The organism is Ruegeria sp. AB11, assembly GCF_056536325.1.
Window position 1 is genome coordinate 1,398,629 of record NZ_JBQFJO010000001.1, and the last position, 25,140, is coordinate 1,423,768.

At 54.8% G+C, this 25,140-nt stretch carries 28 protein-coding genes; 18 read left to right on the forward strand and 10 right to left on the reverse strand.

Annotated features, from left to right (window positions below):
* Positions 1-45 precede the first annotated feature (45 nt).
* The 5 genes from ACR3EJ_RS07110 (at position 46) to ACR3EJ_RS07130 (ending at position 3,591) form a co-directional block, all read left to right on the forward strand.
* The gene (locus ACR3EJ_RS07110; RefSeq protein WP_480422901.1) at positions 46-1,233 is read left to right on the forward strand and encodes a tyrosine-type recombinase/integrase; all 1,188 of its coding nucleotides are present in this window, start codon (positions 46-48) and stop codon (positions 1,231-1,233) included.
* Positions 1,230-1,880: a hypothetical protein gene (locus ACR3EJ_RS07115; protein ID WP_170546623.1), complete on the forward strand. Its 651-nt coding sequence runs from the start codon at positions 1,230-1,232 to the stop codon at positions 1,878-1,880. The genes ACR3EJ_RS07110 and ACR3EJ_RS07115 overlap by 4 nt, the downstream gene beginning before the upstream one ends.
* Before the next feature lie 101 nt (positions 1,881-1,981).
* A complete protein-coding gene (locus ACR3EJ_RS07120) occupies positions 1,982-2,191 on the forward strand; it encodes a helix-turn-helix transcriptional regulator (RefSeq protein ID WP_170546620.1) in 210 nt (69 codons plus the stop codon).
* A gap of 114 nt (positions 2,192-2,305) precedes the next feature.
* Positions 2,306-3,037 (forward strand): hypothetical protein, encoded by a 732-nt coding sequence (locus ACR3EJ_RS07125; protein ID WP_170546617.1) that lies wholly within the window; start codon positions 2,306-2,308, stop codon positions 3,035-3,037.
* Between the two features lie 179 nt (positions 3,038-3,216).
* Entirely contained in the window at positions 3,217-3,591 is a 375-nt protein-coding gene (locus tag ACR3EJ_RS07130; protein WP_480423326.1) for an HGGxSTG domain-containing protein, read from the forward strand.
* Positions 3,592-4,038: 447 nt separating this feature from the next.
* Here the strand turns inward: ACR3EJ_RS07130 and ACR3EJ_RS07135 are convergent, their stop codons facing one another.
* The 6 genes from ACR3EJ_RS07135 to ACR3EJ_RS07160 form a co-directional block, all read right to left on the reverse strand.
* Positions 4,039-4,848, reverse strand: a complete 810-nt coding sequence (locus ACR3EJ_RS07135) for an NAD-dependent epimerase/dehydratase family protein (RefSeq protein ID WP_170546613.1) — start codon at positions 4,846-4,848, stop codon at positions 4,039-4,041.
* On the reverse strand, positions 4,836-5,738 hold the full coding sequence (locus ACR3EJ_RS07140) for a hypothetical protein (RefSeq protein WP_170546610.1): 903 nt from the start codon (positions 5,736-5,738) through the stop codon (positions 4,836-4,838). Before ACR3EJ_RS07140 ends, ACR3EJ_RS07135 begins: the two co-directional genes overlap by 13 nt.
* Before the next feature lie 53 nt (positions 5,739-5,791).
* Complete coding sequence (locus ACR3EJ_RS07145; RefSeq protein WP_170546606.1) at positions 5,792-6,787, reverse strand: substrate-binding domain-containing protein; 996 nt, start codon at positions 6,785-6,787, stop codon at positions 5,792-5,794.
* Between the two features lie 56 nt (positions 6,788-6,843).
* A complete protein-coding gene (locus ACR3EJ_RS07150; RefSeq protein ID WP_480423328.1) occupies positions 6,844-7,830 on the reverse strand; it encodes an ABC transporter permease in 987 nt (328 codons plus the stop codon).
* A gap of 2 nt (positions 7,831-7,832) precedes the next feature.
* Complete coding sequence (locus ACR3EJ_RS07155) at positions 7,833-9,398, reverse strand: sugar ABC transporter ATP-binding protein (RefSeq protein WP_170546598.1); 1,566 nt, start codon at positions 9,396-9,398, stop codon at positions 7,833-7,835.
* A 135-nt stretch (positions 9,399-9,533) separates the two neighbouring features.
* The gene (locus ACR3EJ_RS07160; protein ID WP_170546594.1) at positions 9,534-10,205 is read right to left on the reverse strand and encodes a GntR family transcriptional regulator; all 672 of its coding nucleotides are present in this window, start codon (positions 10,203-10,205) and stop codon (positions 9,534-9,536) included.
* Between the two features lie 106 nt (positions 10,206-10,311).
* On the opposite strand from ACR3EJ_RS07160, the gene ACR3EJ_RS07165 reads away from it, so the two are divergent.
* The 13 genes from ACR3EJ_RS07165 to ACR3EJ_RS07225 all read left to right on the forward strand — a co-directional run bounded on the left by ACR3EJ_RS07165 (position 10,312) and on the right by ACR3EJ_RS07225 (position 21,025).
* Complete coding sequence (locus ACR3EJ_RS07165) at positions 10,312-11,181, forward strand: SMP-30/gluconolactonase/LRE family protein (protein ID WP_170546592.1); 870 nt, start codon at positions 10,312-10,314, stop codon at positions 11,179-11,181.
* Positions 11,182-11,207: 26 nt separating this feature from the next.
* A complete protein-coding gene (locus tag ACR3EJ_RS07170; RefSeq protein ID WP_170546589.1) occupies positions 11,208-12,242 on the forward strand; it encodes a sugar ABC transporter substrate-binding protein in 1,035 nt (344 codons plus the stop codon).
* 84 nt (positions 12,243-12,326) lie between these two features.
* Positions 12,327-13,850: a sugar ABC transporter ATP-binding protein gene (locus ACR3EJ_RS07175; RefSeq protein WP_480422902.1), complete on the forward strand. Its 1,524-nt coding sequence runs from the start codon at positions 12,327-12,329 to the stop codon at positions 13,848-13,850.
* Complete coding sequence (locus ACR3EJ_RS07180; protein WP_050606102.1) at positions 13,847-14,848, forward strand: ABC transporter permease; 1,002 nt, start codon at positions 13,847-13,849, stop codon at positions 14,846-14,848. The genes ACR3EJ_RS07175 and ACR3EJ_RS07180 overlap by 4 nt, the downstream gene beginning before the upstream one ends.
* Position 14,849: 1 nt before the next feature.
* Positions 14,850-15,638 carry an SDR family NAD(P)-dependent oxidoreductase gene (locus ACR3EJ_RS07185; RefSeq protein WP_050606103.1) on the forward strand — a complete coding sequence of 263 codons (789 nt, stop codon included), beginning with the start codon at positions 14,850-14,852 and terminating at the stop codon, positions 15,636-15,638.
* Positions 15,639-15,660: 22 nt separating this feature from the next.
* Entirely contained in the window at positions 15,661-16,155 is a 495-nt protein-coding gene (locus ACR3EJ_RS07190) for a lactoylglutathione lyase family protein (protein ID WP_010437254.1), read from the forward strand.
* A complete protein-coding gene (locus tag ACR3EJ_RS07195; protein WP_010437255.1) occupies positions 16,148-17,179 on the forward strand; it encodes a C-terminal binding protein in 1,032 nt (343 codons plus the stop codon). Before ACR3EJ_RS07190 ends, ACR3EJ_RS07195 begins: the two co-directional genes overlap by 8 nt.
* A 12-nt stretch (positions 17,180-17,191) precedes the next feature.
* Positions 17,192-17,881, forward strand: coding sequence for an RraA family protein (locus ACR3EJ_RS07200; RefSeq protein WP_108861947.1), 690 nt, complete (start codon positions 17,192-17,194; stop codon positions 17,879-17,881).
* Positions 17,862-18,782 (forward strand): 2-dehydro-3-deoxygalactonokinase, encoded by a 921-nt coding sequence (locus ACR3EJ_RS07205; protein WP_170546583.1) that lies wholly within the window; start codon positions 17,862-17,864, stop codon positions 18,780-18,782. Before ACR3EJ_RS07200 ends, ACR3EJ_RS07205 begins: the two co-directional genes overlap by 20 nt.
* Positions 18,779-19,405, forward strand: coding sequence for a 2-dehydro-3-deoxy-6-phosphogalactonate aldolase (locus ACR3EJ_RS07210; protein WP_170546580.1), 627 nt, complete (start codon positions 18,779-18,781; stop codon positions 19,403-19,405). Before ACR3EJ_RS07205 ends, ACR3EJ_RS07210 begins: the two co-directional genes overlap by 4 nt.
* Entirely contained in the window at positions 19,402-20,103 is a 702-nt protein-coding gene (locus ACR3EJ_RS07215; protein WP_170546577.1) for an SDR family oxidoreductase, read from the forward strand. The genes ACR3EJ_RS07210 and ACR3EJ_RS07215 overlap by 4 nt, the downstream gene beginning before the upstream one ends.
* Before the next feature lie 9 nt (positions 20,104-20,112).
* Complete coding sequence (locus ACR3EJ_RS07220) at positions 20,113-20,631, forward strand: 2,4'-dihydroxyacetophenone dioxygenase family protein (protein ID WP_170546574.1); 519 nt, start codon at positions 20,113-20,115, stop codon at positions 20,629-20,631.
* The gene (locus tag ACR3EJ_RS07225) at positions 20,612-21,025 is read left to right on the forward strand and encodes a methylglyoxal synthase (protein WP_170546570.1); all 414 of its coding nucleotides are present in this window, start codon (positions 20,612-20,614) and stop codon (positions 21,023-21,025) included. The genes ACR3EJ_RS07220 and ACR3EJ_RS07225 overlap by 20 nt, the downstream gene beginning before the upstream one ends.
* A 24-nt stretch (positions 21,026-21,049) precedes the next feature.
* On the opposite strand, the gene ACR3EJ_RS07230 is transcribed toward ACR3EJ_RS07225, so the two are convergent.
* The 4 genes from ACR3EJ_RS07230 to ACR3EJ_RS07245 all read right to left on the reverse strand — a co-directional run bounded on the left by ACR3EJ_RS07230 (position 21,050) and on the right by ACR3EJ_RS07245 (position 25,097).
* Entirely contained in the window at positions 21,050-22,195 is a 1,146-nt protein-coding gene (locus ACR3EJ_RS07230; RefSeq protein ID WP_170546568.1) for an alpha-hydroxy acid oxidase, read from the reverse strand.
* Between the two features lie 45 nt (positions 22,196-22,240).
* Positions 22,241-23,524 carry a TRAP transporter large permease gene (locus ACR3EJ_RS07235; protein ID WP_010437263.1) on the reverse strand — a complete coding sequence of 428 codons (1,284 nt, stop codon included), beginning with the start codon at positions 23,522-23,524 and terminating at the stop codon, positions 22,241-22,243.
* A gap of 10 nt (positions 23,525-23,534) precedes the next feature.
* Complete coding sequence (locus ACR3EJ_RS07240) at positions 23,535-24,020, reverse strand: TRAP transporter small permease (RefSeq protein ID WP_170357713.1); 486 nt, start codon at positions 24,018-24,020, stop codon at positions 23,535-23,537.
* A 78-nt stretch (positions 24,021-24,098) separates the two neighbouring features.
* A complete protein-coding gene (locus ACR3EJ_RS07245; protein ID WP_170546565.1) occupies positions 24,099-25,097 on the reverse strand; it encodes a TRAP transporter substrate-binding protein in 999 nt (332 codons plus the stop codon).
* Between the last annotated feature and the right edge of the window lie 43 nt (positions 25,098-25,140).

A 25,140-nucleotide genomic window follows, 5' to 3' on the forward strand; every position in this document is an offset into this window, starting at 1 on the left:
ACCATACCTAGGGGTGGACCAATAGGTGGACTGGTAGAGAGCTGTATGGCGAAAAACAAATTGAGCGCGCGCGGCGTTCTTGCATTAGAGAGCGGAAAGCACTGCGATGGCGCTGGGCTCTGGCTTGTGAAGGCAGATTCCAAAAGCGGTAAGTGGGTTCTTAGACTGACGGTCTTCGGCAAACGACGGGAAATGGGCCTCGGGCGGTGGCCGGATGTTGGCTTGGCGGAGGCCCGGGAAGCTGCCGATGCTGCACGGCGCGAACTGCGAGAAGGCCTAGATCCGATTAGAGAGCGGCAGAAGCGGCGGGTGGAAGCCCTGCGCAATTTGCACCTGTTTAGAGACATCGCTCGGGATGCGTTTGAAGCGCGGAAGTCGGAATTGCGAGGTGGCGGAAAGGCGGGGCGTTGGTTTAGTCCGCTGGAGCTACACGTCATACCCAAACTCGGTCATGTGCCGGTTGCTGAAATTACTCAGATCGATCTCCGGGATTGCCTCGCGCCTATCTGGCATGAGAAAGCCGAGACGGCTCGAAAGGCGCTGACGCGGACATCTATTTGTCTGGAGCATGCAGCCGCGCTGGGCATTGATGTTGATTTGCAGGCACCCAAGAAGGCGCGTGCATTGCTTGGCAAACCGCGAAAGGCTACCACCAACATTCCGTCGCTTGCCTGGAGTGAAGTGCCCGAGTTCTACAAAAGCTTGGACGAAGGTACAGTCACCCATCTTGCTCTGAAACTTCTAATTTTGACCGGAGTACGGTCACGGCCAATACGGTATTTGAGGGAAGAGCAGATTGACAGTGATATCTGGACTATTCCGGCGGAACAGATGAAAGGGCGCGAGGGCGCTACCGCTGAGTTCCGTGTTCCGCTTTCGAATGAAGCGCTTCATGTTCTTGGAGGCGCGCGACGACATGCTCGCGACGGCTATCTGTTTCCGAGTATTCGGAAAGGGGTGATCTCAGATGCCACCATGTCGAGATTGATGGAGCGACGTGGCATGAGCGCCCGTCCGCACGGATTTCGTTCAAGTCTCCGCGTGTGGTTGGCAGAGGCAACCGACGCACGCCACGAAGTTGCAGAAACCATGCTTGGTCACGTTGTGGGCAGTTCTGTCGAACGCGCCTATCGGCGAACCGACTTTCTCGACCAACGTCGTGTGCTGCTGGAGCGCTGGGCATCCCATCTCACCAACAATACAGATACAATCATAAAATTGGCCACAGCATGAATCAGGATCGTCGTTATCTTCCCTTGTACAACGGAAACGGCAAATGGATCTCTCGCCCAGATCTCTTTGTTTTGGTTCGAATGGGCGCTCCAGACAACGAAAAAGAGAGCACCATTTGGGAGACCTACCGGCACATGTCAGAAATCTCGGATAACAGTAGCATTGAATTGAACCCTTTGGACACAATAATCGAAAGAAAGTTCGTAAGATCTAACATGTCCGAGCGTAGATACGCTGCAATGGTGGTGCGCGAGATCGCGCGACTCTATCTCAACGGCGTAACGCCAACTTTGGGCAAAGCGGTAAAGCTGATTACACGGCCATTGCTGGAGGAACAAAGCGCCAGATTGGAAAGCTCGGTCTCTGAACAAGTGAGAAAGGCCTTCAGCCGGTTTCGCAATACTTGCCACCTTGAAGCCGCTTATCGATCAGACGGTCCAAGGTTTCAGACCTTTGAAAATGACCCGAAGAAGTTCGACGAGTTCCTTTCGAAAGCCAAAGCCTTAGAGGAACTTTTAGACTGGGTCTCTGCGCAAGGAAGTTTGAAATGGAACCCGTGGCGCGTTCCGGAGCATTTTACTCCCACTTTTAAAGGAAAAGTCACGAAACTGAGCGTTCAAGAAAAGGCTCTGATCGGCGTAGCCTAAAAGCCAAGTTTAGGGGGGGAGAAATTTTTTCTCCCCTCCCTACACCATTTTAGATCGCCTCTAGATGACTCAACGCTCATCAAAACGAGGCATCTACTCACATGGCCACTGACACAAACTCATTTGCGACCGAAATCGACCCACTGCTGAAGGTGGCGGAGGCTGCAGAGCTTCTTGCAATCAGCGTGCCGAGCTTCTGGCGCCGCATCGCGGATGGATCGGTACCCAAGCCAATCAAGCTCGGTGGATCTTCTCGGTGGCCGCGTTCTGAAATCCTTGCCGTCATCGCTGAAGCCAAAGCCAACCGGTAACAAACACTTGCGAGCGGCTGTATGTCTCCCGCCGCTTTTCTTCTATCAACTGACCAGTACCATCATGGTGGACGCTCTTGAGCATGAGGTCAGCTAACGTTGTACGGAGCCTGCATGGCTGGACAAATGATTTTCGCCCAACTTTCAATTCAAGACATGCGCCGAACAATACAGGATTTGACGCTTGAAGAGCGCGGATTGCTATTCTCGTTTCTTGTCGAGAATTGTGAGGTGCAGGGTTCATTGGAGCATGACGAGGAAAGACTTGCGTATCGTGTCGGTCTTGGCAAATCTAAAAAGCTGCTGGCGCGTCTGCTATCGGCGCTCATCAAGACTGGAAAAGTGAAAGCGACCGATGACGGAATAATGGTCGCTCTCGCGGAAACCGCGATCAACCATTTCCAAACTAAATCCGAAAACGGCAAGTTTGCGAACTCCTGCCGAAACGACAGGGCAAAACCGAAAGCAGTCTTGGAGCAAGTAAACGATGTGCATTTTAACCTGTCTGATCAGGCTACGAGCGCACACAGCGTGGCGGAGTTGCTTAACGACGCTGAAAACAATGAACTCACCTTGGAATTTGATCGTCTGATCGCAACTCTCAGAAATCTCGTACAGAGCAAGGGTGCATATACACTCGCTGATGCACTTGATAGCGACGCGGCAAAACGCACGGTAGAACGGTGGTGTGCGCTCGAACTCAGCTCTGAACAAATCGTTTCAAACGTAAACAATGTGATAGCCAGAAAAGGCGATGGAGCAATAATGTCTTGGCAGTATTTTGATCGAGTGTTCCTGAACCTTGCTGAACAAAACGCAACTGTGCACGGAGTCACCAGCCGATAGTTAATACACGTTTAGGCAACGACGAGTGCAACTGACCTATTCGTTTTCTACCAACAAGCCCCTAGGCAAACTGTCCAATTTGATGCCGCTTTCTTCTAAGGGCGCTTTCAATGTCCATGGGGTCTTAGGCCGGTGCTTAGAATTGTTTACATCTGGAGGCGGTTTTGAGTTTGAACCAAGTGCTTCGCGAGGTTTTGCTATCACTCCAGGAAGAGTTCGCTACGGATGAGACACCGAGCTGCCAAATCTGCCCCTTTCGGGCAGTTATTGGGCGCGGCAGAGAAAAAACGTGCTCCGAATGCACTGGTGGCCAGTGTCAGGATTTGCAGAACATTGGCTTGGACAATGAGGGGCAACCGCTTCCAACGCATCTACGAGCTCGCTGTGGCGCAAAAACGCGCAAAGGATCGAGTTGTCAGCTACCCGTGGCACCAGGAAAACGCCGGTGTCGATACCATGGCGGCTTGTCAACCGGCCCGACATCCAAGCAAGGTCGAGCGCGGATCGCTGAAGCACAACGCAAAAGATGGGCAAAACAGAGAACCAATACTTGACCAAGTGTTTATAGTTGTATGGCAATGTCCACCGACACTATGCGCCGATAGCAGTCGTCGCAGAGCCATAAGCACCAAACATATTCCGAACACGCTTGTTTATGCTCGTGACAGAAACCGATAGCCGTCATCTGAGCAAAACACTAGGATGACCGCGTATGTATTCTTTTTCCGTGCACAGTATCAACGGCTGCTATCCGGCGGATTGAAGTGCTGGTTCGTCTCGTCCGCAGGGCAGTTGACCACTCAACCAGAGATCGCTTCTCATTATACCCATACAGCGACGTTCGCGGTTCGTTACTGTGCTATCAATCATCCAATGGCTGCGATATCTGTCGCTCTCCGTCGACTGCGAAGCGGACAACGCTGACCTTTTCAGCGCCTACTTCGATGCGAGGTTTCGGAAAATGATTGCGCAACGCAACAACAATGCCCGGACCTTGTACTTTACCAATCTGGAAAACGTGTCGTGACGTAGCTGGGGAGCCAGACTGAAAACAGCCGTTTCAGCGTGGATCTCAGTACAATGCCCACTGTTATTTTCGCGGGGCTTCCATCCATTGGAGAGTAGCCAATCGCTTGCCGTGTTTCGGTGATATTCCAGCGCATCCCCGGGTTATCTGACATTAGGTTCAGGGCTGCGAAGGAAATACCCTTGGCATCTATTGCGGCGCGCATTCCGCTTAGAAAGTCCCGATCACTCAACCACATTTCCTGACCCCACCGGCCCATCGCCATGTGTGTGCCGGGTTGGTTGCCGTGAGTCCATTGCGTCCAGCCGATGCGCAAGCAGATGACCGACAGTCCGTGATGCTCGGCGAAATAGGCCCCTGTCCGTTCACAGAATAGCTTTGACATGCCGTAGGCGTTTACTGGCCCTGGTGGTGTCGTGCTGTTGAGCACCTCATGCGTAAACCTTTTGTCGCCGTGGACCCAGTTGGAACTGGCAAGAACTACTCGGCTGACGCCCATGGCCACCGCATGGTGATAGAGGGAAAGCGTTGCATCCATATTGTGTTTGATCGCGGAGGCCCAGGTGGCGGCGGGCTCTCTGTCACCAGCAAGATGCACGACAATGTCCACTCCCTTTAACAAACTGACCCAACTGCTGTCGTCGGAGAGGTCTGCGGTGTGAATGTCGAGATGATCAACGGGGCAAATGTCGATGCCAGAAACGGTGTAGTCGGGGTCGCTTTCTAGAGCGTCGAAAAGTTTGCGGCCGAGATGCCCACCAGCGCCTGTAATCAGGACATGCATGACAGGAATTCCTTGTTGTTTGTGAGTCTCAATGGCATTTGGGATGCATCTTCCTCCGCCAAGACGCGGAACGTCTGCCGAAAATTCAGCGTTTCATTCGGTGCGAGGTTGCGTGCCGGAGAGTGCCATTCCGCTTCGCAATAGGCGTAATCGCCCGAGTTAAAGACCTCAAACGGATAGTCGTGTGCAAATTGATCGCCCTGTTGAGGTTCTGGTACTGAACACATCAGCAGAGGGCCATCAGGGCTGCACCGCATCATTGTACGACCGTTGGGGTTCGGTAGCCCGACCTTGAATTCCTGCTGTCTGTTGCAATTCACGGTAATGCCTTTGCCGTGCGTAGCTATCATCCCTTCGGCAGAGCCAAAAACAGGATAAAATGCAGGGTCTTCCAGCTCGACACCGATCTTGGCAGGGGTGTTAAGCATCATGACTGACCAAATGCCGGTCAGGCGCGAGGAGGTCCCATGGTTGGCAACGATGTGTTCTATATCCCAGCTCTCCGCGGAGGTCAGTATGATGCGGCGCGACACCGACAGTTGCGTGACTGGGCACGTTTGGCTGGTCAGTTCGACAAAATCCTGTCCTTGCGCTGTGATGTGGTAGGGCTCGCTGTCGAGAACAGGAAAGGGGGCACCATTTGTCCACGCCGTATCCGGCGCAATCCACGTCTTTTCACCACCCCAGAGTGGGAACTTGAACTGAGGAGACCGCGTTGGCAGTTCAGCCGGATCGATGTTGTCAATCGTCAGGTCTTCGAGGTCCGGGTTTTGGAACAGCAAGGACCGCCCCCGAAAATTCACATCCCACAAGCGGCCTCCGATCCCGGGAAGCATTACCAGCTCAAAATCACTCTTCTGCAGCTTCAATACAGACCATCTGTCTGACATGCTGGCGCCTCCCAAGGTGTCCCGGCGCACTTAACATGCGCCGGGATCACAGATCATACGTGCTTAAATTGGGCAACGTTCTCGGCGGTGATGGGCATCACACCGGTTTCGATCCGTTCCGGAAGCGGGTTGATCCCTGCGGCTTTCCAATCAGGCAAGACCTTCAGCGCGTCAGTGTTCTGCCAATGCATCATGTGGAAGGCGAGAAAGATCTCAAGATAGGATTTCTGAGCCACTGCGCCGTGAATTGTGCCGTCTTCGATGTAGGGAAGCATATCATCATTTCGGTCCATCGCGACAATCTTGATGTCCTTGCGTCCCGCCTCATTGACTGCAATTGCCGCGCCTTTGCCGCTGTCGCCGTCCGTGCCGCCAATGCCAACAATATCCGGGTTCGCCTGAATGGCCTGAAGATAGGCTGTCGGCGCATAGGACGGGTCAGCCTTATCGTTGACTACGTCGACGACCTCGACATCCGGGTATTTCTCGGCAAAGATTTGTTTGTACCCTTCGACACGCTCCAATGTGGAAGGGGCAGGGAAAGTGCCGAGGATAACCTTGCCTTTCCCGCCGATCGCTTGCGCCAACATTTCGCCGCCGACACGTCCTGCCTGAACGCCGTTGATACCAAGGAATGTGGACCGGGGACTGTCGGGAATATCGCCAATACAACATGTGACTGGAATGCCCGCCTCGACCGCACGTTCGACGCCGGGGGCCAGAGTGGCTGGATCACCGGGGAAGATAAGGATGCCTGCGGGACGTCTTGCGATCAGCTCATCCAATTGGCGTGCTTGTGCGGCCGTGTCGAAATCCAACGGGCCCGTGAATGTGGCCTTGATGCCCATCAATTCTTCAAGGTCTTCCATCGCATTTCGATAGTCCACCCAGAACGGCACCTGCGTGACGATGGACAGGAACACATACTCCTTGCCGGCCGCTTGCGCCATGGCTTCTTTGGACAGCATGGGCAGTCCGAACGCTGCGGCCAATCCAGCAGTGGTGCCCGCTGTCAGCAGCCTGCGCCGATTCACATTCAATTCAGTCATCGTAGTCTCCCTATTTTGGATCTTTGGTTGTTGTTAAGTTTTGGAAAGCTTGAGGATTAGCCCCGTTTGCTTCGGATCAGCATATCCAAGGCGACCGCTGTAACGAGTACCCCGCCGATGACGATCATCTGCCAGTAGATCGATACAGCCAGCATCGTCATAGTGTTGTTAATCAACGCAACGAAAACGACGCCGAGGAAAGCACCAAGAATAGTACCTTCGCCGCCGCGTAGGGATGCGCCACCGATTACAGCCGCCGCCAAAACCTGAAGTTCGATACCGTTACCTGCCGTGGGCGTACCGCTCATCAGGCGGGAGGCCAGCAATACACCCGCCAAAGCAGCCAGAATACCGGTCAGTGCATACAGAATGATACGCACGCGTGTGACATGGATGCCTGACAGCATCGCGGCCTTTTCATTGGCGCCGATGAAATAGACCTGACGGAAAAAGCGTGTATGGCGGACGGCCAGGTCAAACAGAACGACGAGCAGAATGGTGAACAAGACGATTACCGGAAAGCCGCCTATGTCAGCTTTGCCGATCCAGGCAAATGATGCCGGCAAGCTTGAGACAGAAAAACCTTCGGTCAGGACAAGAGCGATGCCTCGCGCGATCGACATCGTGCCAAGGGTCGCGATAAGCGGATTGATCCCGAGGCCGGTCACCAGCAAACCGTTCACTACACCAACAATTCCACCCAGCGCTAATCCGCATACCACTGCGAGCGGAATTGGCATGCCAGTCAAAAGCAGCATGGCTACGACGGTAGAGGACAAGGCCATAACCGACCCAACGGAAAGATCGAACCCGCCGGATGCAAGTAGGATCGCCATACCGATCACGATGATCGCGGTGGGGGCCATGCCCACGGCCACGGCTCGAAAGTTCGAGAAGCTGAGGAAGTAGGGATTAACGTTTGACATCACGATGATGATGGCGGCGATCAGAACGATCAGAGTCAGTTCACGAATATCGATAAAAGCTTGCAAAACACGGCGCAGCAGCGGACGCTTCATGGGCAAGTTGGCTTGAGCGGTCATGGTCACGTCGCGACTCCTGATTGATTGGTTTGGGGTGCGTCCACAATTGGAACGGAATTTCCAGCGGCCATTTGAAGAAGCGTGGTTTCGGTTGCCTCAGCGGCTGCGATGTCTCCCATGAGGCGACCGTCGTGGACGACAAGGATGCGGGTTGAGAGAGAGACAAGTTCGGGAAAATCGGATGACACGACGAGGATGGCCATTCCCTCGGCTGCTCGACGCAAAAGTTCCGTGTGGATTTGGAATTTGGCTCCGACATCGACCCCTTTTGTGGGCTCCTCAATGATCAGAAGAGCTGGCGCGCGTTTGAGCCACTTGGCCAACATAATCTTTTGCTGATTGCCCCCTGAGAGATCACCAACAAGTTCGTTAATCCCGCTGGTTTTGACACTGAAGGCGTCAATGGCTGTTTGGCTGGCTGCTTTGATCGAGCCCGAACGCATGAACCCAGCAGACGCATGATCGGAAAGACTGGCCGCGATCAGGTTGTCGCTGAGTGATTGTTCCAGAAAGAGGCCTTCAGTCTTGCGTTCTTCGGGAACAAACCCGACCCCAGCACGCATCGCCTGCCGCAAGGACGCAAAGTTAACAGGCTTGCCGTGAAGTCTGATCTCCCCGGTCGCGCCATGCATCAGCCCGACAATCGATCGAACAATCTCGCTGCGGCGAGCGCCCATCAACCCCGCCATGCCTACAATCTCTCCGGCTTTAATGGAGAAGGAAATGTCGTCGAATTCACCTGGATGGGTTAGGTGTTGGACATGCAAAACCTCTTCGCCGTTAACCTTACCTGACCGCGTGACATCACCGGGGTGAGCGCCGCCGATCATCTCGGCGACGACTTGTTCCTGAGAAGTTTCCGAAACCGGCAAAGTGCTGATGTGGCGCCCATCTCGCAAAACGGTAATGCGATCCGAGATCTGGAAAATCTCGGCCATATGGTGGCTGACATAGACGATGCCAATCCCTTTTTTTGTCAGGGACTTTAGGACTTCAAATAGCGCGTCTACTTCGTCGGGTGCCAATGCCGATGTCGGTTCATCCAGCAAAAGGACGCGGGAATTCAACGACAGAGCCTTGGCGATTTCAACAATCTGGCGGGAGCTGATCGGCAAGTTTTCCACGGGTGTTGAGACGTCGATATCCAGACCGAATTCCGCCAGCAACGCCTCCGCTCGGCGGCGCAGTTCGGGCCAGTCAACTACGCCGAACCGGGTGGGTACGCGGCCCGCGTAGATGTTCTCCGCAACAGAGAGAGCGCCAGCAAGGCTGAGTTCCTGAAAAACACAGCCGATGCCCAGGGATTGTGCGTGCGACGGGCTTTCCACCCGCTGTTCCTTGCCGTCGCACAGGATACGCCCAGCAGAGGGTTGGTGAAGCCCATAAAACAGGCCGAGACAGGTGGATTTTCCGGCGCCGTTTTCCCCACAAAGCGCGTGAACTTCACCGGGTCTCAATTCAAAGTCGACGCCATCCAAAACAATGTTCGTGCCGAAGCTTTTGCCAACCCGATCCAGCTGGATCAGTGGCTGTAGCCCCGGTGAATCAGGCTTCATTACTGGCGTCATACAAGCTTCCTCCCGCCTTTTGATTGGCATCTGATATCTCAGATGTCAACTGAAAAAGAAAAGACCGGGAGGTGCCCAAGAGAAAGGGGCGGCGCTGTTTTGGCCCGCCCCCGTCACAACGAAGCTACGTTTTTGCTAGGATGCGGTCGCTCCTTCGAGGACGATGGCGGCGCTTTTGTAGGCTTGTCTGGTGCGGTCAATATGCGCAGTGAGAAGAGATTTGATTTTGGCCATGTCGCCTTCGCGAACGGCAATAGCGATTTTCGAATGCTCATCGAAGGAGAGCTCAGTATGCTGTGGCAGCTTCGCCAAATGGGTTCGCAATGCGGCAATCTTACCGATGTAGCGTGTATAGCTGGCCGTCAGGTAGTCGTTACCTGCATGTTCAAAAATCAATTGATGAAATGCGGTATCCAGTGAAAGGTAGCCCTTTTCATTACCTCGCCTGCGTTCTTTCTCCATGTCCTTCACGACACGCTGCATGTCGCCGGCAAGACCTTCCGGGTTCCGCAACAACGCAAGTTCAAAGGCGGCAGTTTCGATAGCCTGTCTGAAATCGCAGATCTGAGTCACTTCCGGCTCAGACAGCGAAAAAACGCGTGCGCCTTTTTGAGGCTCGATACTGACCAACCCTTCGTCACGTAATTGAGCGAGTGCTTCGCGGACTGGCGATTTCGATACGCCCAGCTCTTCGGAGATTTTTCGCTCCGACAAAACCTGACCCATTTTCAGGGAGCCATCGATAATACTATTCCGCAAATGTTCCAGTGCGAGTTCACGCAAAGACTTGGGTCTCTCAAGCGCCATCTGAGGATATCTCCAAAAAAAGGTGTTGCCAGATGCAAGATATCTGATACACCAGATTAGGCAAGCTGGTATATCAGATATCAGAATGTACTTAGGAGATCAAAAAGTGCGCGCAGAGTTGGTCGTCGATTGTAAGAACCAGCACGGGGAAGGGATTTTCTGGAATCCCGCCGATGGTCTTGTCTGGTGGACCGACATTGAAGGTTGTGCGCTTTGGTCATTTGATGCTGCAACGTCAGAAACTGCCTCTCATGAGATGCCGGAGCGTGTGTGTTGCTTCGCGCCGCGCGCGTCTGGCGGTCTGATTGTTGCTTATGCTGATCGAGTTATCTTGTTCGATTCGCCCAATAGCGAGGAAACCCTCGTGGCACGATTCGAGCCGAACAATCCGGAGACACGGCTGAACGACGGGCGAACCGATCGCCAGGGGCGATTGATTGTCGGAGGCATGAACGAAGTTTCTGGCAACGCCGACTCGTCGGTCATCTGCGTGGATAAGGATTTGAGTGTACGGACGATTATCGAAGGAGTGTCTTGCGCCAATTCGACTTGCTTTACGTCCGACGGTGAGACGATGTTCTTCGCCGATACCCCGGATCGGGAAATCGTCGCATTTGATTACGACACCCGCAGTGGAACCGTTTCGAACCGTCGGCAGCACGCTTCTTTTAATAATGAACCTGGCTTGCCTGATGGGTCCTGTGTTGATGCCGAAGGGGGTGTCTGGAACGCCGAATGGGAAGGCCATCGCATTGTTCGCGTCGCACCTGACGGCACGATAGATCGCGTGATCGAGGTGCCTGTCTGGAAGCCCACCTGTTGCGCTTTTGGTGGCCCTGATCTCGACACGCTGTTCATCACGACCTCAAGGCTGATGAGTGACGAAGCAGCTTTAACAAAAGAACCGGAATCCGGCGGCCTCTTTGCTGTGAAACCCGGCGTTCGTGGCGTGATCGACGCGCCATTCAAAGGATAACCAACGAAATTCTGGAGGAGAAAACTATGTTGAAAACGCTAATGACCACTACGCTTGCCGCAGGGTTCGCCACGCTGGTAACGGTCGCTCTGGCGGAAAATTATCCAGCGCCGGTTCCACTTGAGGACGGGGCACAAGCGCCGATCGATGCGATAGAACCCAAGAACGAAACGTTCCGGATCGCGTATATGCCGCCGGCGACCGAGTTCAACTACTACATCGCCATCGGTGAAGGCATCAAAGCGGTTGCTGCTGAGGCCGGGGTCGAAGTGTTCATGCTTGCGCCCCAGTCCGGTGCGGACATCAACGGCCAAATGGGCATGATCCAGGATGTGCTGACGCAGGACGTGGATGCGATAATCTTTGGAACACACGATGAATTTGCTGCGGCACCACTGCTGAAGCAGGCCGTCGACAAGGGCATGGCAGTTCTGATGATCAACTCGGACATTCCGAACTTCCCAACACCCATTCATGGCGTTGTCGGGTACTCTCAGCGCAACGGCACGCATGCTATCGCTGACTGGGCCATTGAGACTTATGGCGATAAACCGTTGAAGGTCGGCATTATCGAAGGGCAGCCTGGCTATCACTCAACCGAGCGTGTGGGTGGCTTCCTCGACGGTATCGAGGGCAACGAAAACTTCGACGTTGTGGTGTCTATCGACGGTAAATGGAACGTTGAGGGCGGCAACACTGCTGGTATGGACATCCTGCAGTCGAACCCCGATCTCGACATGATCTTCGCGGCGAACGACTACATGATCATCGGGGCATCCTTTGCTGCGAAGGCACTTGGCCGCAATGACATCGTTCTTTTGGGTAACGATGGCGACACGTCCGGCCTTGAAGAAATTGCGGCTGGCAACATCACGGCAACCGTCAACACCTCACCGTTTTTGATGGGTAAAGCGGCTATGCACGCAACCATTGATGCGCTCAACGGGTCCTATCCCGGCGGCTGGATCGAAACGCCCACATCAATTGAAGACAAAGACGGTGCGATCAACGTGCTGCAAGAGCCAGAAAAGCTCTTCCCGCAGCCGTCCAAAGAGTACTGAGCTTTCTCCCCGCTTCCCGGTGGCGCGTGCGCGTGCTGCCGGGTCGCAAACCGACCGAGTTTCACTTTTGTCGAGGCAATCGCAATGACACCCGCAACGCCACTTTGGGAGTTTGTCGATATCACCAAGGCCTATCCTGGGGTACTGGCGAATGACAAGGTCAGTATCCGGCTTATGCCCGGTTCCATTCATGGGCTGCTGGGTGAAAACGGCTGTGGCAAGTCGACTATGATCAAGACACTGTCCGGCGTGCAGCAACCCGATAGCGGCCAAATCCTGCACAATGGCAAGCCGGTCACGATCAGCGACCCGCAGGCGGCACGTGAACTGGGCGTCGCAACAGTTTTTCAGGAATTCTCTATCGTGCCCACCTTGTCGGTTGGCGAAAACATCTTCCTTGGCAATATGCCTCGGTCCCGCTTTGGCGTGATCGACTGGGCCAAGGTCCACAACGAAGCCGCGCGCGTTTTGGCGGAAATGGATGTCGATGTTTCTCCCGAAACGATCACCGGCTCGCTATCGGTAGGCGAGCAACAACTGGTCGAGATCGCGAAAGCCGTCGCGATGGACGCCCGCATGATCATCCTGGATGAGCCAACGGCGGCATTGGGTGAAGATGAAATTGAACGCCTGCACCAGTTACTGCGCAATATGCGTGAACGCGGAACCGCTATTCTCTATGTGTCGCACAGGCTGGATGAGGTTGAACGGATCGTTGATGAAGTGACGATCTTGCGCAACGGCTGTGTTGTGCGAGCGAGTGGCGAGACCAAGATCAACGTCTCTGAGATTGTCAGCGCAATGGTCGGTGAGGACATAGGTGAGCACTATCCCAAGGAGCAGAACGCGACCAAGGATGTTGTGCTGGAAGCGGCAGTTCTGGGCACCAATTCGGGCGTGAAAGATGTATCGTTTTCGTTACACCAGGGTGAAGTTCTTGGCTTGGGTGGCGTATTGGGCAGTGGCCGCACGGAGATCGCTCGTGCCCTGTTCGGAACAGACGAGCTAACAGGCGGACAGATAACACTAAATGGCAAACCGGTTCGCTTTCGTCGGGAAATTGATGCGATCCGTGCGGGCTTGGCTCTTGTCCCAGAGAATCGAAAGTTTGACGGGTTGTTCTTCAATTTCCGCGCAAGTGGGAACGTCACCGCAGCGTCCCTTGGCGGGCTAAGCCGGTTCGGTGTGTTGAATCTTAAGGTGGAAGAACAAGCTACCCATGACCTGATCCGCGATCTGGAAATCTCAACCCAGGCTGAGGAAAAGACGGTCAACTTTTTGTCTGGTGGCAATCAACAGAAGATTGTTATTGCGCGTTGGCTGTTCTCAGCCTCGGACATTCTGATCCTTGATGAGCCGACGCAGGGGATCGATATCGGCGCGAAAATCGCTGTTTACAAGCTGATTAACAGGCTCACGCGGGCGGGAAAATCGATCATTCTGATCAGTTCAGACCATGATGAGTTGCTTGCGATGAGCGATCGGATTGCCGTCGTGCAGCACGGAACGATCGTGCGCACGGTCGATGCATCCGACCTTACTCATGACGACCTTGTGCGCGCGTCCGCCGACACTCCTCAATCCAAGCCTAAGGAGGCTTTCGCATGAAGCGGATCTTTGACACCCAGTTGATCGGACCATTTGCAGCAATGGTGATCGTCGCACTGATCGTGGCACTTACGACGGAACGCTTCCTGAACCCGGGTAACCTTTCAAACCTGTCCCTTCAGGTAAGCATCGTGGCCTTGATCGCAATCGGGTCTACTATCGTGATCTTCGCTGCGGGCATCGATCTGAGCTCCGGGTCTATGGTGGCTTTGCTGACCATGATCCTTGCGCAGATGTTGAAATTTGTTGGCATTCCACTGGTTCTGGCGTTGCCACTCATTCTCCTCATGGGCGGATTGCTTGGTCTGTTCATTGGGCTGATAACAGCCTACGGGCGTATTCCGTCTTTCATCACAACATTGGCGGCGTTGATTGCCTTCAGGGGCCTTGCGCTGACTTTCAACAATGGATCGCCGATCTTTTCGCTGGATCCGGCTCTGGAGCCAATCTTTTACGGCAAGCTGTTCGGCGTTCCGATGCCTTTCTTCTACCTCGTGTTCTTCTACGTCCTTGCCGCGTTCACTATGAACTTCACGAAACTCGGCCGTGAGATCTATGCCGTGGGTGGTAACCCAGCCGCTGCCGTTCTGACGGGTATTAACGTACGTAAAGTTCAGACGACGACATTTGTCATCGCGGGTTTTATGACTGCGGTTGGTGCGATCCTGATGTCAGCGCGCCTCAACTCTGGTTCGCCCAACTATGGCCAGACGCTGGAACTGCAGGCCATTGCCGCTGCTGTTGTCGGCGGAGCCAGCCTTGCAGGCGGACGCGGCAACATCCTCGCCACGCTGATGGGGGCGATGACAATCGTTATCGTCCAGAATGGTTTGAACCTAAACGCTGCGCCATCTTCGGTTCAGAATATCGTGCTGGGCCTGATCATTCTGTTGGCCGTCGGCATAGACATGTGGCGTGCGGAAATTTCGGGCTTGATGGGTCGAATGTTCGGCCGCCCTTCATCGCAGCAGTCATCTAACGTTAAGAAGGAGGCCTGAGATGGATCTGGGGCTCAAGAATAAACTGGTCCTGGTGACTGGCTCAGGTTCCGGCATCGGCAAAGCCACTGCCCGGGTCTATCTGGAAGAAGGCGCGCGGGTCATCGTGCATGGCCTGACCGAGGCGGAAGTGTCCGACTGCGTCGACGACCTGTCATCTCTGGGCAAGGTCGAAGGCATTGCGGCCGACTTAACCAAAACCACTGATGCGGAAACTCTGGCAGAGTTTGCTCGTGCGCGCGGTGCGGTGGACGTTCTTGTGAATAATGTTGGCATCTTTTCGGTCAAACCGTTCGAGGATCTCACGGATGACGACTGGATGCATTACTTCAACATCAATGTCCTGTCCGCCGTTCGGATGAGCCGGATTTTCCTGCCTGACATGCTCGGCCGGGATAAGGGATCCATCATCAACATGGCCAGCGAAGCGGCAGTGAAACCACTACCTCAGATGGTGCATTATTCTGTCACTAAAACTGCCATGTTAGGTCTGACACGTGGCATGGCAGAATTGACAAAGGGGACAAAAGTCCGGGTTAACTCGATCCTGCCTGGTCCAACCTGGACCGAAGGTGTCGAGGCCTATTTTGACGGCCTCGCCGATCAAAAGGGTGAGCCGCTCGACACGATCGTCGACAATTACTTCAAATCAGATGAGCCCACATCGCTCATACAGCGCTTTGTACAACCAGACGAAGTCGCCCGCATGATCGTCACGATCTCTGCAAGCACAGCCTCCAATGGTTCTGCGCATCGGATCGAAGGCGGCATCGTTCGCAATATTCTTTAACTGCTAACTGGAGGAGCCCTACATGGCCGCTCTCACTTTCTCTCACATCGGCATCACAGTTCCCGACCTGGAAAAAGCCGTGGAGTTTTATTCCAAGGCATTCGGCCTCTACGTGCTGATGGAACCAACTGAAATCCTGCATGACGAAAGCGCCATCGGTCAGATGTGCGACGATGTATTTGGGGAAGGTTGGGGAAGCTTCCGCATCGCGCATTTGTCGATGGGCGACGGTGTTGGCATCGAATTGTTTGAGTTCCCGAAGACCGTCGAAGAAGAACGCCCGTTTGAATATTGGCGGCGTGGCTTGTTTCATTTCTGCGTACAGGACGAGGATCTGGAAGGCCGCGTCAAGGTTATCGAAGACCTGGGCGGGCGCCAGCGCATGAGCCAAGTGCGCAAGTATTACCCAGGTGAAAAGCCCTATCGCATGGTCTATATGGAAGACCCTTTTGGCAACATTTTCGAGCTCTACAGCCACTCGTACGAATTGACCTATTCGGCGGGTGCTTATGACTGATCGCGCCGCCTTTCCCCCCAGAACGGACAAACCCAAGGTCGTGATCACCGATTACGACTTTGGTGATGTTGCCGTTGAGACGGAAATCCTGGAAGCCGCAGGAGCCGAGGTGATTGCGCTTCAGGCCAAGCGCCAGGAAGACCTGTTCGATGTCGCGCCGCATTGCGCAGCGATGATGAACCAATATGCCCGGATCGGGAAAGAAACGATCACGCGGATGCGAAACTGCGAGGTCATCGCGCGCTATGGCGTAGGCGTGGATATCGTGGATGTCGGCACGGCGACGGAAAAAGGTATCCTCGTCACCAATGTGCAAAACTATTGCACCGAGGAGGTCGCCGATCATGCGATTGCCCTTTGGCTGACCCTGGCGCGCAAGTTGCCTGACTATGATCGGGCCACTCATGCAGGGATCTGGAAATGGCAAAGCGGGCAGCCGGTCTACCGTTTGCGCGGGCGGACGATGGGTGTCGTCTCGCTGGGTAAAATCGGGCAAGCCATCGTGGCGCGGGCGCAATCTTTCGGGGTTACGGTCATCGCCTACGACCCGTATTTGCCAAGAGAAGTCGCGGCAAAGATTGGGGTCGAGCTGGTGAGCAAGCCCGAATTGCTGGCAAGGTCCGACTATATCCTGATGCAGGCACCGATGACGCCGAACACGCATCACTTTTTGTCGGATGCCGAATTCTCGGTCATGAAACCCGGTGCGATACTCGTGAACACCGGACGCGGACCAACGGTCGACAACAAAGCCCTGTTCCGGGCGCTGACCGAAGGCCATTTGGCCGCTGCAGGGCTCGACGACCCCGAAGAAGAGCCGGCCAAGCGCGCCAACTGGACGCCTGATGACAACCCGTTGTTCACGCTGCCCAACGTCCTCGTAACGCCACATGCGGCCTACTATTCCGAGGAATCCATACACGCAGCGCGGGTCACCGCGGCCACTCAGGTGGCCAAGGTCCTGACAGGGCAAAACCCCGACTATACCGTCAATGCCGACGCATTGGCCGTATCTACCGCATAACAGGAGACAAGAATGCCAGACGTCAGCACGGACCTCAGGGTTTTCAATGATTTTGAAAGAAACCCGGAACTTCTCAAAAAATTCGACAAGGTGTTGGAGGCGTACTCTGCCGCTGCCATTTTTGCGGATGTGCAGTACCGAACAGGCGTGATGGACAGCGCCATCAAACCCGCCTTCCGCGCCAAGGTGACAGGCCAGGCCGTGACGGTTCAGCTTTCAAAAGGCGACCTGGTCGACCCATTGCGAGCGCTTGAAATGGGACAACCCGGGGACGTGATCGTTGTGGACGCGGGTGGAGATCGTCAAACGTCGGTCTGCGGCGGTTTGATGGGTGGTCTGGCCAAGAACCGTGGCATTCGCGGTATGATCGTCGATGGTACCGGGCGTGACACAGATGAGTTGGAAGACATCAACTGGCCGATTTGGACGCGCGCGATCACGCCGCGCGGAACGCACACGATGTTCTCGGAACGTAAAGAAGAACTTTCGATCAATGTACCAATCGCCTGTGGGGGCGTCGTGGTAAACCCCGGAGATTTCATTGTAGCTGATCTTATGGGCGTCGTCGTGGTTCCACAGGAAATTGCCGAAGAAACCGTGCGCCTTGCTCAAGAGCAAGCTGACCGTGAGGAGGAAACCCGTAAATGGGTGGCCCAAGGCAAAACCGTTGAGGATCTGCTAAATGAATTCGGTCGCATCTGAGCCAGCGCTGATCGGCGTAGATTGGGGCACTTCATCGTTTCGTGCATTTCTAATTGGTGCGGAGGGCGACGTGATCGATGGGGTCTCGTCGCCTGAAGGTATCATGCAGGTTGCGGGACAAACCTTTGAGGCGGTCCTTGATCGTCTCATCGGCCCTTGGGTCGCCAAGGCTAACCTGCCGATCCTGGCATCTGGCATGATCACCAGCCGCAATGGCTGGGTAGAAACGCAATATGCTGAAATGCCGCTGGGTGCTGGCGGTCTTGCGCGAGCGTTGGTCCCGCATGAAGCGGCCAACGGAGCGCGTATTCATTTTGTGACAGGTGCTTCGACAGAACATGCTGGAGGACCGGACGTGATGCGCGGCGAGGAAACTCAGATCATCGGGGCATCTTCGCTAGGCTTGAGCGAAGGTATGTTCGTGATGCCGGGAACGCACAGCAAATGGGTTCAGGTTGCCGACGGGAAGATCGTGGATTTCTCGACTTACATGACAGGTGAGATCTTTTCGGCGCTGAAAGAACACACGATCCTTGGCACCTTGATGAAGGAGGACGCCTTCAGCGAAGGCGCATTCGTGATGGGCGTCAAGGCGGGTCTCAGTGGCGAGTCGAACCTGCTGCACAGCCTGTTTCATGTTCGGACGCTTCCTCTCATGGGCAAAATCCCAAAGGTTGCCACGGCCGACTATTTGTCGGGCTTGTTGATCGGGACCGAGGTTGCTGCCGCGACCGGCGAAGTAAAAGACGTCGGCACGATCACTGTTGTTGGACGTAGCGACTTGTCCGACCGATACGAAATAGCGCTTCGAACTGCTGGTTTCGACAGCCGTCGCGCGCCAGATGATATCGTTGCGAAAGGGCATTTTCTGATTGCTCGCGCTGCGGGGTTGGTTGGATGATTGACCTCACCGCAGCTCTTGCCGAGAACCCGCTGATTGCGATTTTGCGGGGGCTGGCACCAGAAAATGCGCGCTCGGTGTCTGATGTACTCTTCGATGCCGGGTTTCGGATAATCGAAGTGCCACTCAACTCACCGGACCCGCTGGAATCGATAGGGCAGATCGCCGTAAATCATGGCGCTCAGACCATCGTCGGCGCTGGCACAGTGTTGACTACGGATCAGGTCGCGGCGGTCGCAGATGCAGGCGGGCGGATCATCGTGTCGCCCAATATGAACCCGGACGTCGGGCGCGCGGCCGTCGCGCGGGATCTGTATTGGTGTCCAGGTGTCATGACCCCCTCCGAGGCCTTTACGGCGTTGGATATCGGAGCATCGGTCCTCAAATTCTTTCCGGCAGAAATGGTGCCACCAGCTGCCATTGCTGCCATGCGCGCCGTATTGCCTGCAGAAGCAGTCATCGCTGCGGTAGGGGGCATAACGCCGGAAACGATGGCGTCGTATCATGCCGCTGGTGCAGATGGATATGGGCTGGGATCCGCGCTGTTCAAACCGAGCTATACATTCGATGATATCGGCAGGCGCGCGCGCGCCTTCACCAGTGTATTGGAGGAACTTGGATGAAACAGGCCCTTGTTACGGGCGGGACGCGAGGAATCGGTGCTGGTGTTGCACGGTCATTAGCAGACGCAGGTTGGTCCGTCATTGCCGCATCCGCCTCCCAATCCGAATTGGATGCATTCGAGCCTCAGGACGGGTTAAAGGTGCAGCTCTTGGATGTCACCGACCAGACGTCCATCGATGATGTATTCGGCGAACTCATGGGTCTCAATGCCTTGGTGAACTGCGCAGGTATTCTTTTGCGTGGCGAAGAATATGACATCGACGTCTTCGCCAAGGTGCTCGATGTGAATCTGACAGGCACCATGCGCTGCTGTCTTGCCGCGCATCCTTTCTTAGCGGAAACAGGTGGAGCTATCGTCAATACAGCCTCCATGCTCAGCACTTTTGGTGGACCTTTGGTGCCGGCCTATTCCGCTTCCAAGGGCGGCGTGGCACAGTTGACGAAAGCGCTGGCTGGTCGCTGGGCCGAAGACGGTATCCGGGTCAATGCGATCGCGCCGGGCTGGATCGAGACAGAGATGACTCAGGGCCTTCGGGAAGACCCTGAACGAACAGCGGGGATTATGGCGCGTACGCCGATGAAACGCTGGGGGAAACCCGAAGAAGTCGGAGCGCTTGTGCAATGGCTTTTGAGTGAAAATGCCAGCTTTGTGACCGGATCGATCTATCCGGTCGATGGCGGCTATCTCGCTATGTGAGGAAAATCTATGAATGACGATGACACCGCCCGAATGCCATATCAATTGCCATTCCCCAAGGATGCGCAAGACGAGATCGTGATCCCGAATGCCATGAGTGAGGACGACAGACTGTGGGTTCAGCAGGCAGAGAACGTCTGGTTCCGACCGCTCTGCCTGAACCGCTCGCAAGGTTATTGGATGAACCTTCTCAAAGTACGCAAAGCTGGTGTTCTTTCGCGGCACCGCCATCCACAGCCAGTCCACGGTTTTGTCCTGAAAGGGCGCTGGCATTATCTGGAACATGATTGGGTTGCGGAAGAGGGGGGATATGTCTTTGAGCCGCCGGGTGAGACTCATACTTTGGTCGTTCCCGACGATGTTGAAGAGATGGTCACCTATTTCCAGGTCAATGGCGTGATGTGCTATGTTGATCCGTGGGGCAAGGTCACTGGCTACGAAGATGTCTTTACCAAGATTGATCTGTGCCGAAAACATTTCGGGGAAGTCGGTCTTGGGGAAGATTACGTTGAACAATTCATCCGGTGATGCGCCGCGTTTCGCGCTTGTAGCGCATGATGCGCGAAAGGACGAAATCGTTGAGTGGGTGGGTCTGCAATTGGCCCGCCTGTCCAGAGTACAAATCTTTTCGACTGGGACTACCGGTAGTCGCATTAAGCAAGCCTATCCAGAACTGGATGTGACCTGCCTGAAAAGCGGACCGCTCGGAGGCGACCAACAGATCGGCGCCATGATCTGCGAAGAGAAACTGGATGTATTGATTTTCTTTGTCGACCCTCTCTCACCCATGCCACATGACGTCGACGTTAAGGCTCTGACCCGTCTCGCAACGGTATATAATCTGCCAATGGCATGTTCGCGCTCAACCGCGGATCTGATCGTCAAGGGGCTGATTGACGAGGATGACAACGCGTCTGCGTGATACGCCACGCGCCGCAAGCGCCGATCAGCCAGTTCTCAGAAGGTGCTCTGCCAGACTGCCGAGGTTTTCGCTGCCAAGCTGGCTCATGTTGGCCTCAATGTCAGCTTTCAGGACGTGAACGAGATGGTCGATCCCTCGTGCTCCGAACGCTGCAACAGCATATTGAAAGGCACGCCCGACCATGACGAAATCTGCACCTTTCGCCAGGGCACGCATGATGTCCAATCCCCAGGCAACACCAGAGTCGTAGATCAGTGGCACATCTATTCCGACCGCCTCGCGGATGTTCGGGAGTTGGTCAATCACGGCGGGCCCGGCTTCGAATTGACGCCCGGAGTGGTTTGAGACCCAGATGCAATCCACGCCTTCGGCCACCATTTTTTGCGCGTCCTCCGGCCGCAGGACACCCTTGACGATCAGGTGACCCTCCCATTCCCGCCGCAGTTCGCGCAGGTAGTGCCAATCTGGAATCCCACGGATCAGAGCGCCTGCATGGGTAAAGCTTTCTCGCCCGCGGGTCGGGACGTAATCGTCAAAGAACCGCATACGTGGCATGATGCCCTCGCGCAGATGTGCAAGGCACCAGGCGGGTCGTGATGCCATTTCAGTCAGCGTGCGCAGGTCAGCTTTTGGAGGCACCGTCAGATTGGCGCGGCGCTGTCGTTCGCGCCGGCTCTCTTCTGGAACGTCCACCGTGATAATCAGCGTATGAAATCCCGCTGCCTTAATCCTCGGCAGCATCGCGCGGCGCAGATCGCCGGAGTTCACCGGGTAGTGCTGAAACCATCCGTTTTTGCCAATATGAGGCGCCACATCTTCAGGTGAAGCAACAGCCACACTGGACAACGAAAACGGAATGTTGTGAGCAACTGCTGCTTTAGCAAGCATCCGCTCAGCTCCCGCCCACATCAGGCCGGACATGCCTACCGGTGCTATCCCGAAAGGCAGATCGTATTTTTGACCCATCAATGTAGTCTGCAGGTCGGCCTTTGTTCGGCCGCATAGCACACGCGGCATGAAACCGATGGCATCAAGTGCATCACGGTTGACCTTCAACCCCAGCTCCCGGCCGGTCGCGCTGTCGAGATATTCGAAGGCAAACTTCGGAATGCGCTTTTGTGCGGTTTTTCGAAGGTCTTCTATCGACGGGTGGGAAAGATCCAGATCCATCCGGGTCCTCTGTTCGTTGTCTAACGTTTGAAGCTCCTCAGTCGGTCACCAAAGGGATGGCAAGGCCAAGGATATTGCGGGCACATAGGTGATGAACATCAACAAGATCAGCATGCCGACAAAGAATGGTAGGATCGCCCGGCTCAGGCTTTCGATGGAAACCTTGGAAATGCTGCTGGCCACGAACAGGTTCACACCCAATGGCGGTGTGCAGAACCCAATCGCCAGGTTGACCGTCAAGATGACACCAAAAACGATCGGATCGACACCCAGCGCGGTTGCAACCGGCAGCAGGATCGGTGTCATGATGATGATCGACGAAATCGTCTCCATGAACATTCCGATCACCAACAACAGCAGATTGATCAGCAACAGGATGATGATGGGGTTGTCGGACAGACTAGTGATAGTTGTTGCGAGTTCTGTCGGGATTCTTGCGAGCGTGATCAACCTGCCAAAGGCGGTCGCCATGATCACCAATATCAGAATCGTCCCGCTGGTTTTTGCACTGCCCGCCAAAACCTCTGGCAGGTCCTTGAGGGTGATGTCGCCATACACGAAGATGCCGATGAAAGCGGCATAGACTACGGCCACGGCACCGGCTTCGGTTGGGGTAAAGATGCCGCTATAGATACCCCCAAGAATAATCACGGGCACGAGAAGCGCCCAGATGGAAGACCGGAAACTCTGCCAGACGCCAGGGCCTGAGAACGTGGTTGTCGATTGCTGAACAACCTCGTCCTTTCGCAGCAGAACACGAGCGACCAACATGAACATGAGCGCAAAAAGGATGCCAGGAACAACACCTGCAAGAAACAGTTTGCCGATCGAAACCTCGGCAGTAACACCATAGATGATGAAGGGAATACTTGGCGGTATCATAACGCCAATCATTCCTGAGGATGCCGTCAATGCGCCGCTGAACTTGCGTGTATAGCCGACCTTTTCCATCTCGGGGATCATGTTCGACCCGATGGCGGCTACAGTTGCAGGAGACGAGCCGGATATGGCTGCAAAAAACACACAGGCGAGCACGTTCACATAAGCCAACCCACCCCGGATATGACCGATCAGTGCATTGGCAAACCCAACCAGTCGGCGAGACATTCCGCCGTGCTGCATAAGGTCTCCTGCCAATATGAACAGAGGGACGGCAATTAGAGGAAAGGAGTCCGCGCCTGTTACCACCGACCGTGCCAGAAGAACCATGGGTGGCGTGCCATCTACAAAGACCATCACGATCATAGTGGCCAAGCCCAGACAGATGCCAATAGGCACGCTGAAGAGCAACAGGGCAAAGAGCGTCAAGAAAAGCGTTGTTGCAAGCATGCAGGGTTCCTCACGCTTTGGTTCCTGCGATCAGACGCAGGGTTCGGATCAGATGTTGAGTGACGCGGATCGCGGACAGGCCCGCGCCAATCGGCGCCGAAGCATAAAGGATCGGAATCGGTAGTCCCAAAACGACCGAAGTCTGGCTGGCGACAAAAGGCTGTCGGATAAGCTTGATGCATTCAATTGTCAGAACGATCAGAAATCCAAGGACAAGAAGCGCGATCACAACATCCGCGTAAAGCCTTGCGCGCTCGCTTAGGACATCACGCAGGACCGTGATACGCACATGATCGCCTGTGTGGAATGCATAGCTGACACCAAGCCAGACAAACCATACAAACAGCCAAAGCGTTAGCTCTTCGCCCCATGAAAGAGAGGCATTCAGAATGTAGCGCATGAACACATTGCCAAAGATCAACAAGACAATCGCGGCCAATAGTGCACTGGCTAAGACCTTTTCGGCATTCATATCGATCCATTTGATAACCGACACCGTTCACCTCCCCTTGAACGAAAGGGGCACCCGAACCTTAATGGCACGGGTGCCCGTATTGGCTGAGTAGTCCGAGGGTCAGCTTCCGCTCGCTGCGGAAACCGCTGCTACCCAGTCGTCATAGGCTTCGGCGCCAACCTCGTCGCGATACTGCAGACGGACGCTTTCGGTTTTGTCTGCAAAGGCCTGTCGCTGCTCGGCAGTCAGTTCCAGAATCTCGACACCAGCAGCACGGATCTGTTCCAGCTGTTCCGCATCTTCGCTTGCGACCAGTTCCGCCTGATAGTCACGTGCGGCGGCCATCGAGTCCCGCACCAGTTGCTGATGCTCTGCGGACAGCGAGTCAAAGAACGGTTTGGAGATGACGGGCATATAGACCGCAAAGACATGGCCCGTGGTCGAAAGGTATTTCTGCACCTCGTAGAAACGCTGTGATGTAATGATCGCCAGGGGGTTTTCCTGGCCGTCGATCACGCCTTGCTGGAGAGCAGAATAGACCTCACCAAAGTTCATTGGCGTCGGGTTGGCCCCGAGCGTCTCGAAAGTCGCCACATGCGCCGGAACCTTCATAGTACGCAGCTTAACACCCTCAAGATCTGCGGGGGTTGCAACCGGACGGACATTGTTGGTCACATTGCGTACACCCAATTCAAGCCAGCCAAGACCTACCAATCCCTGGTTTTCGACCCGTGCAAGCATGCCATCACCAGCATCACCATCAAGAACATCAAAGGCGATGTCCTTGGAGGAATACATGTAGGGCAGTTCAATTACTGCAAAAGCCGGATCCCAGCCCGCGAAGAAAGAGGAAGGAGGAATGGCCATTTCCAGAACGCCGGTTTGAACACCTTCGATCATTTCGCGATCAGGACCCATCTGCGACGAAGGGAATATCTGTACGTCGATCTCACCATTCGAGCCAGCTTCGACCAGTTCTTCAAATTTCAGTAGCGCGCGATGCATATGAAACGCTTCTGCTGCGCCATGCCCAACCTTAATGACTGTTTCAGCGGATGCTGCAAAAGCAAGCCCGGCTGACATGACGACGCCAAGCGCCAATGTTGATTTCTTGAACAAGGTATCCTCCCACGGATTTAGTAAATTTTCGATCTATTATCTG

Excerpts from the sequence above, each read along its gene's own strand:
- ACR3EJ_RS07125 (WP_170546617.1), top strand. The coding sequence starts at position 2,306 with ATGGCTGGACAAATGATTTTCGCCCAACTTTCAATTCAAGACATGCGC.
- ACR3EJ_RS07145 (WP_170546606.1), bottom strand. The coding sequence starts at position 6,787 with ATGACTGAATTGAATGTGAATCGGCGCAGGCTGCTGACAGCGGGCACC.
- ACR3EJ_RS07135 (WP_170546613.1), bottom strand. The coding sequence starts at position 4,848 with ATGCATGTCCTGATTACAGGCGCTGGTGGGCATCTCGGCCGCAAACTT.
- ACR3EJ_RS07210 (WP_170546580.1), top strand. The coding sequence starts at position 18,779 with ATGATTGACCTCACCGCAGCTCTTGCCGAGAACCCGCTGATTGCGATT.
- ACR3EJ_RS07180 (WP_050606102.1), top strand. The coding sequence starts at position 13,847 with ATGAAGCGGATCTTTGACACCCAGTTGATCGGACCATTTGCAGCAATG.
- ACR3EJ_RS07110 (WP_480422901.1), top strand. The coding sequence starts at position 46 with ATGGCGAAAAACAAATTGAGCGCGCGCGGCGTTCTTGCATTAGAGAGC.
- ACR3EJ_RS07195 (WP_010437255.1), top strand. The coding sequence starts at position 16,148 with ATGACTGATCGCGCCGCCTTTCCCCCCAGAACGGACAAACCCAAGGTC.
- ACR3EJ_RS07200 (WP_108861947.1), top strand. The coding sequence starts at position 17,192 with ATGCCAGACGTCAGCACGGACCTCAGGGTTTTCAATGATTTTGAAAGA.
- ACR3EJ_RS07140 (WP_170546610.1), bottom strand. The coding sequence starts at position 5,738 with ATGTCAGACAGATGGTCTGTATTGAAGCTGCAGAAGAGTGATTTTGAG.
- ACR3EJ_RS07150 (WP_480423328.1), bottom strand. The coding sequence starts at position 7,830 with ATGACCGCTCAAGCCAACTTGCCCATGAAGCGTCCGCTGCTGCGCCGT.
- ACR3EJ_RS07205 (WP_170546583.1), top strand. The coding sequence starts at position 17,862 with ATGAATTCGGTCGCATCTGAGCCAGCGCTGATCGGCGTAGATTGGGGC.
- ACR3EJ_RS07235 (WP_010437263.1), bottom strand. The coding sequence starts at position 23,524 with ATGCTTGCAACAACGCTTTTCTTGACGCTCTTTGCCCTGTTGCTCTTC.
- ACR3EJ_RS07120 (WP_170546620.1), top strand. The coding sequence starts at position 1,982 with ATGGCCACTGACACAAACTCATTTGCGACCGAAATCGACCCACTGCTG.
- ACR3EJ_RS07155 (WP_170546598.1), bottom strand. The coding sequence starts at position 9,398 with ATGACGCCAGTAATGAAGCCTGATTCACCGGGGCTACAGCCACTGATC.
- ACR3EJ_RS07230 (WP_170546568.1), bottom strand. The coding sequence starts at position 22,195 with ATGGATCTGGATCTTTCCCACCCGTCGATAGAAGACCTTCGAAAAACC.
- ACR3EJ_RS07185 (WP_050606103.1), top strand. The coding sequence starts at position 14,850 with ATGGATCTGGGGCTCAAGAATAAACTGGTCCTGGTGACTGGCTCAGGT.
- ACR3EJ_RS07175 (WP_480422902.1), top strand. The coding sequence starts at position 12,327 with ATGACACCCGCAACGCCACTTTGGGAGTTTGTCGATATCACCAAGGCC.
- ACR3EJ_RS07160 (WP_170546594.1), bottom strand. The coding sequence starts at position 10,205 with ATGGCGCTTGAGAGACCCAAGTCTTTGCGTGAACTCGCACTGGAACAT.
- ACR3EJ_RS07170 (WP_170546589.1), top strand. The coding sequence starts at position 11,208 with ATGTTGAAAACGCTAATGACCACTACGCTTGCCGCAGGGTTCGCCACG.
- ACR3EJ_RS07190 (WP_010437254.1), top strand. The coding sequence starts at position 15,661 with ATGGCCGCTCTCACTTTCTCTCACATCGGCATCACAGTTCCCGACCTG.
- ACR3EJ_RS07220 (WP_170546574.1), top strand. The coding sequence starts at position 20,113 with ATGAATGACGATGACACCGCCCGAATGCCATATCAATTGCCATTCCCC.
- ACR3EJ_RS07215 (WP_170546577.1), top strand. The coding sequence starts at position 19,402 with ATGAAACAGGCCCTTGTTACGGGCGGGACGCGAGGAATCGGTGCTGGT.
- ACR3EJ_RS07115 (WP_170546623.1), top strand. The coding sequence starts at position 1,230 with ATGAATCAGGATCGTCGTTATCTTCCCTTGTACAACGGAAACGGCAAA.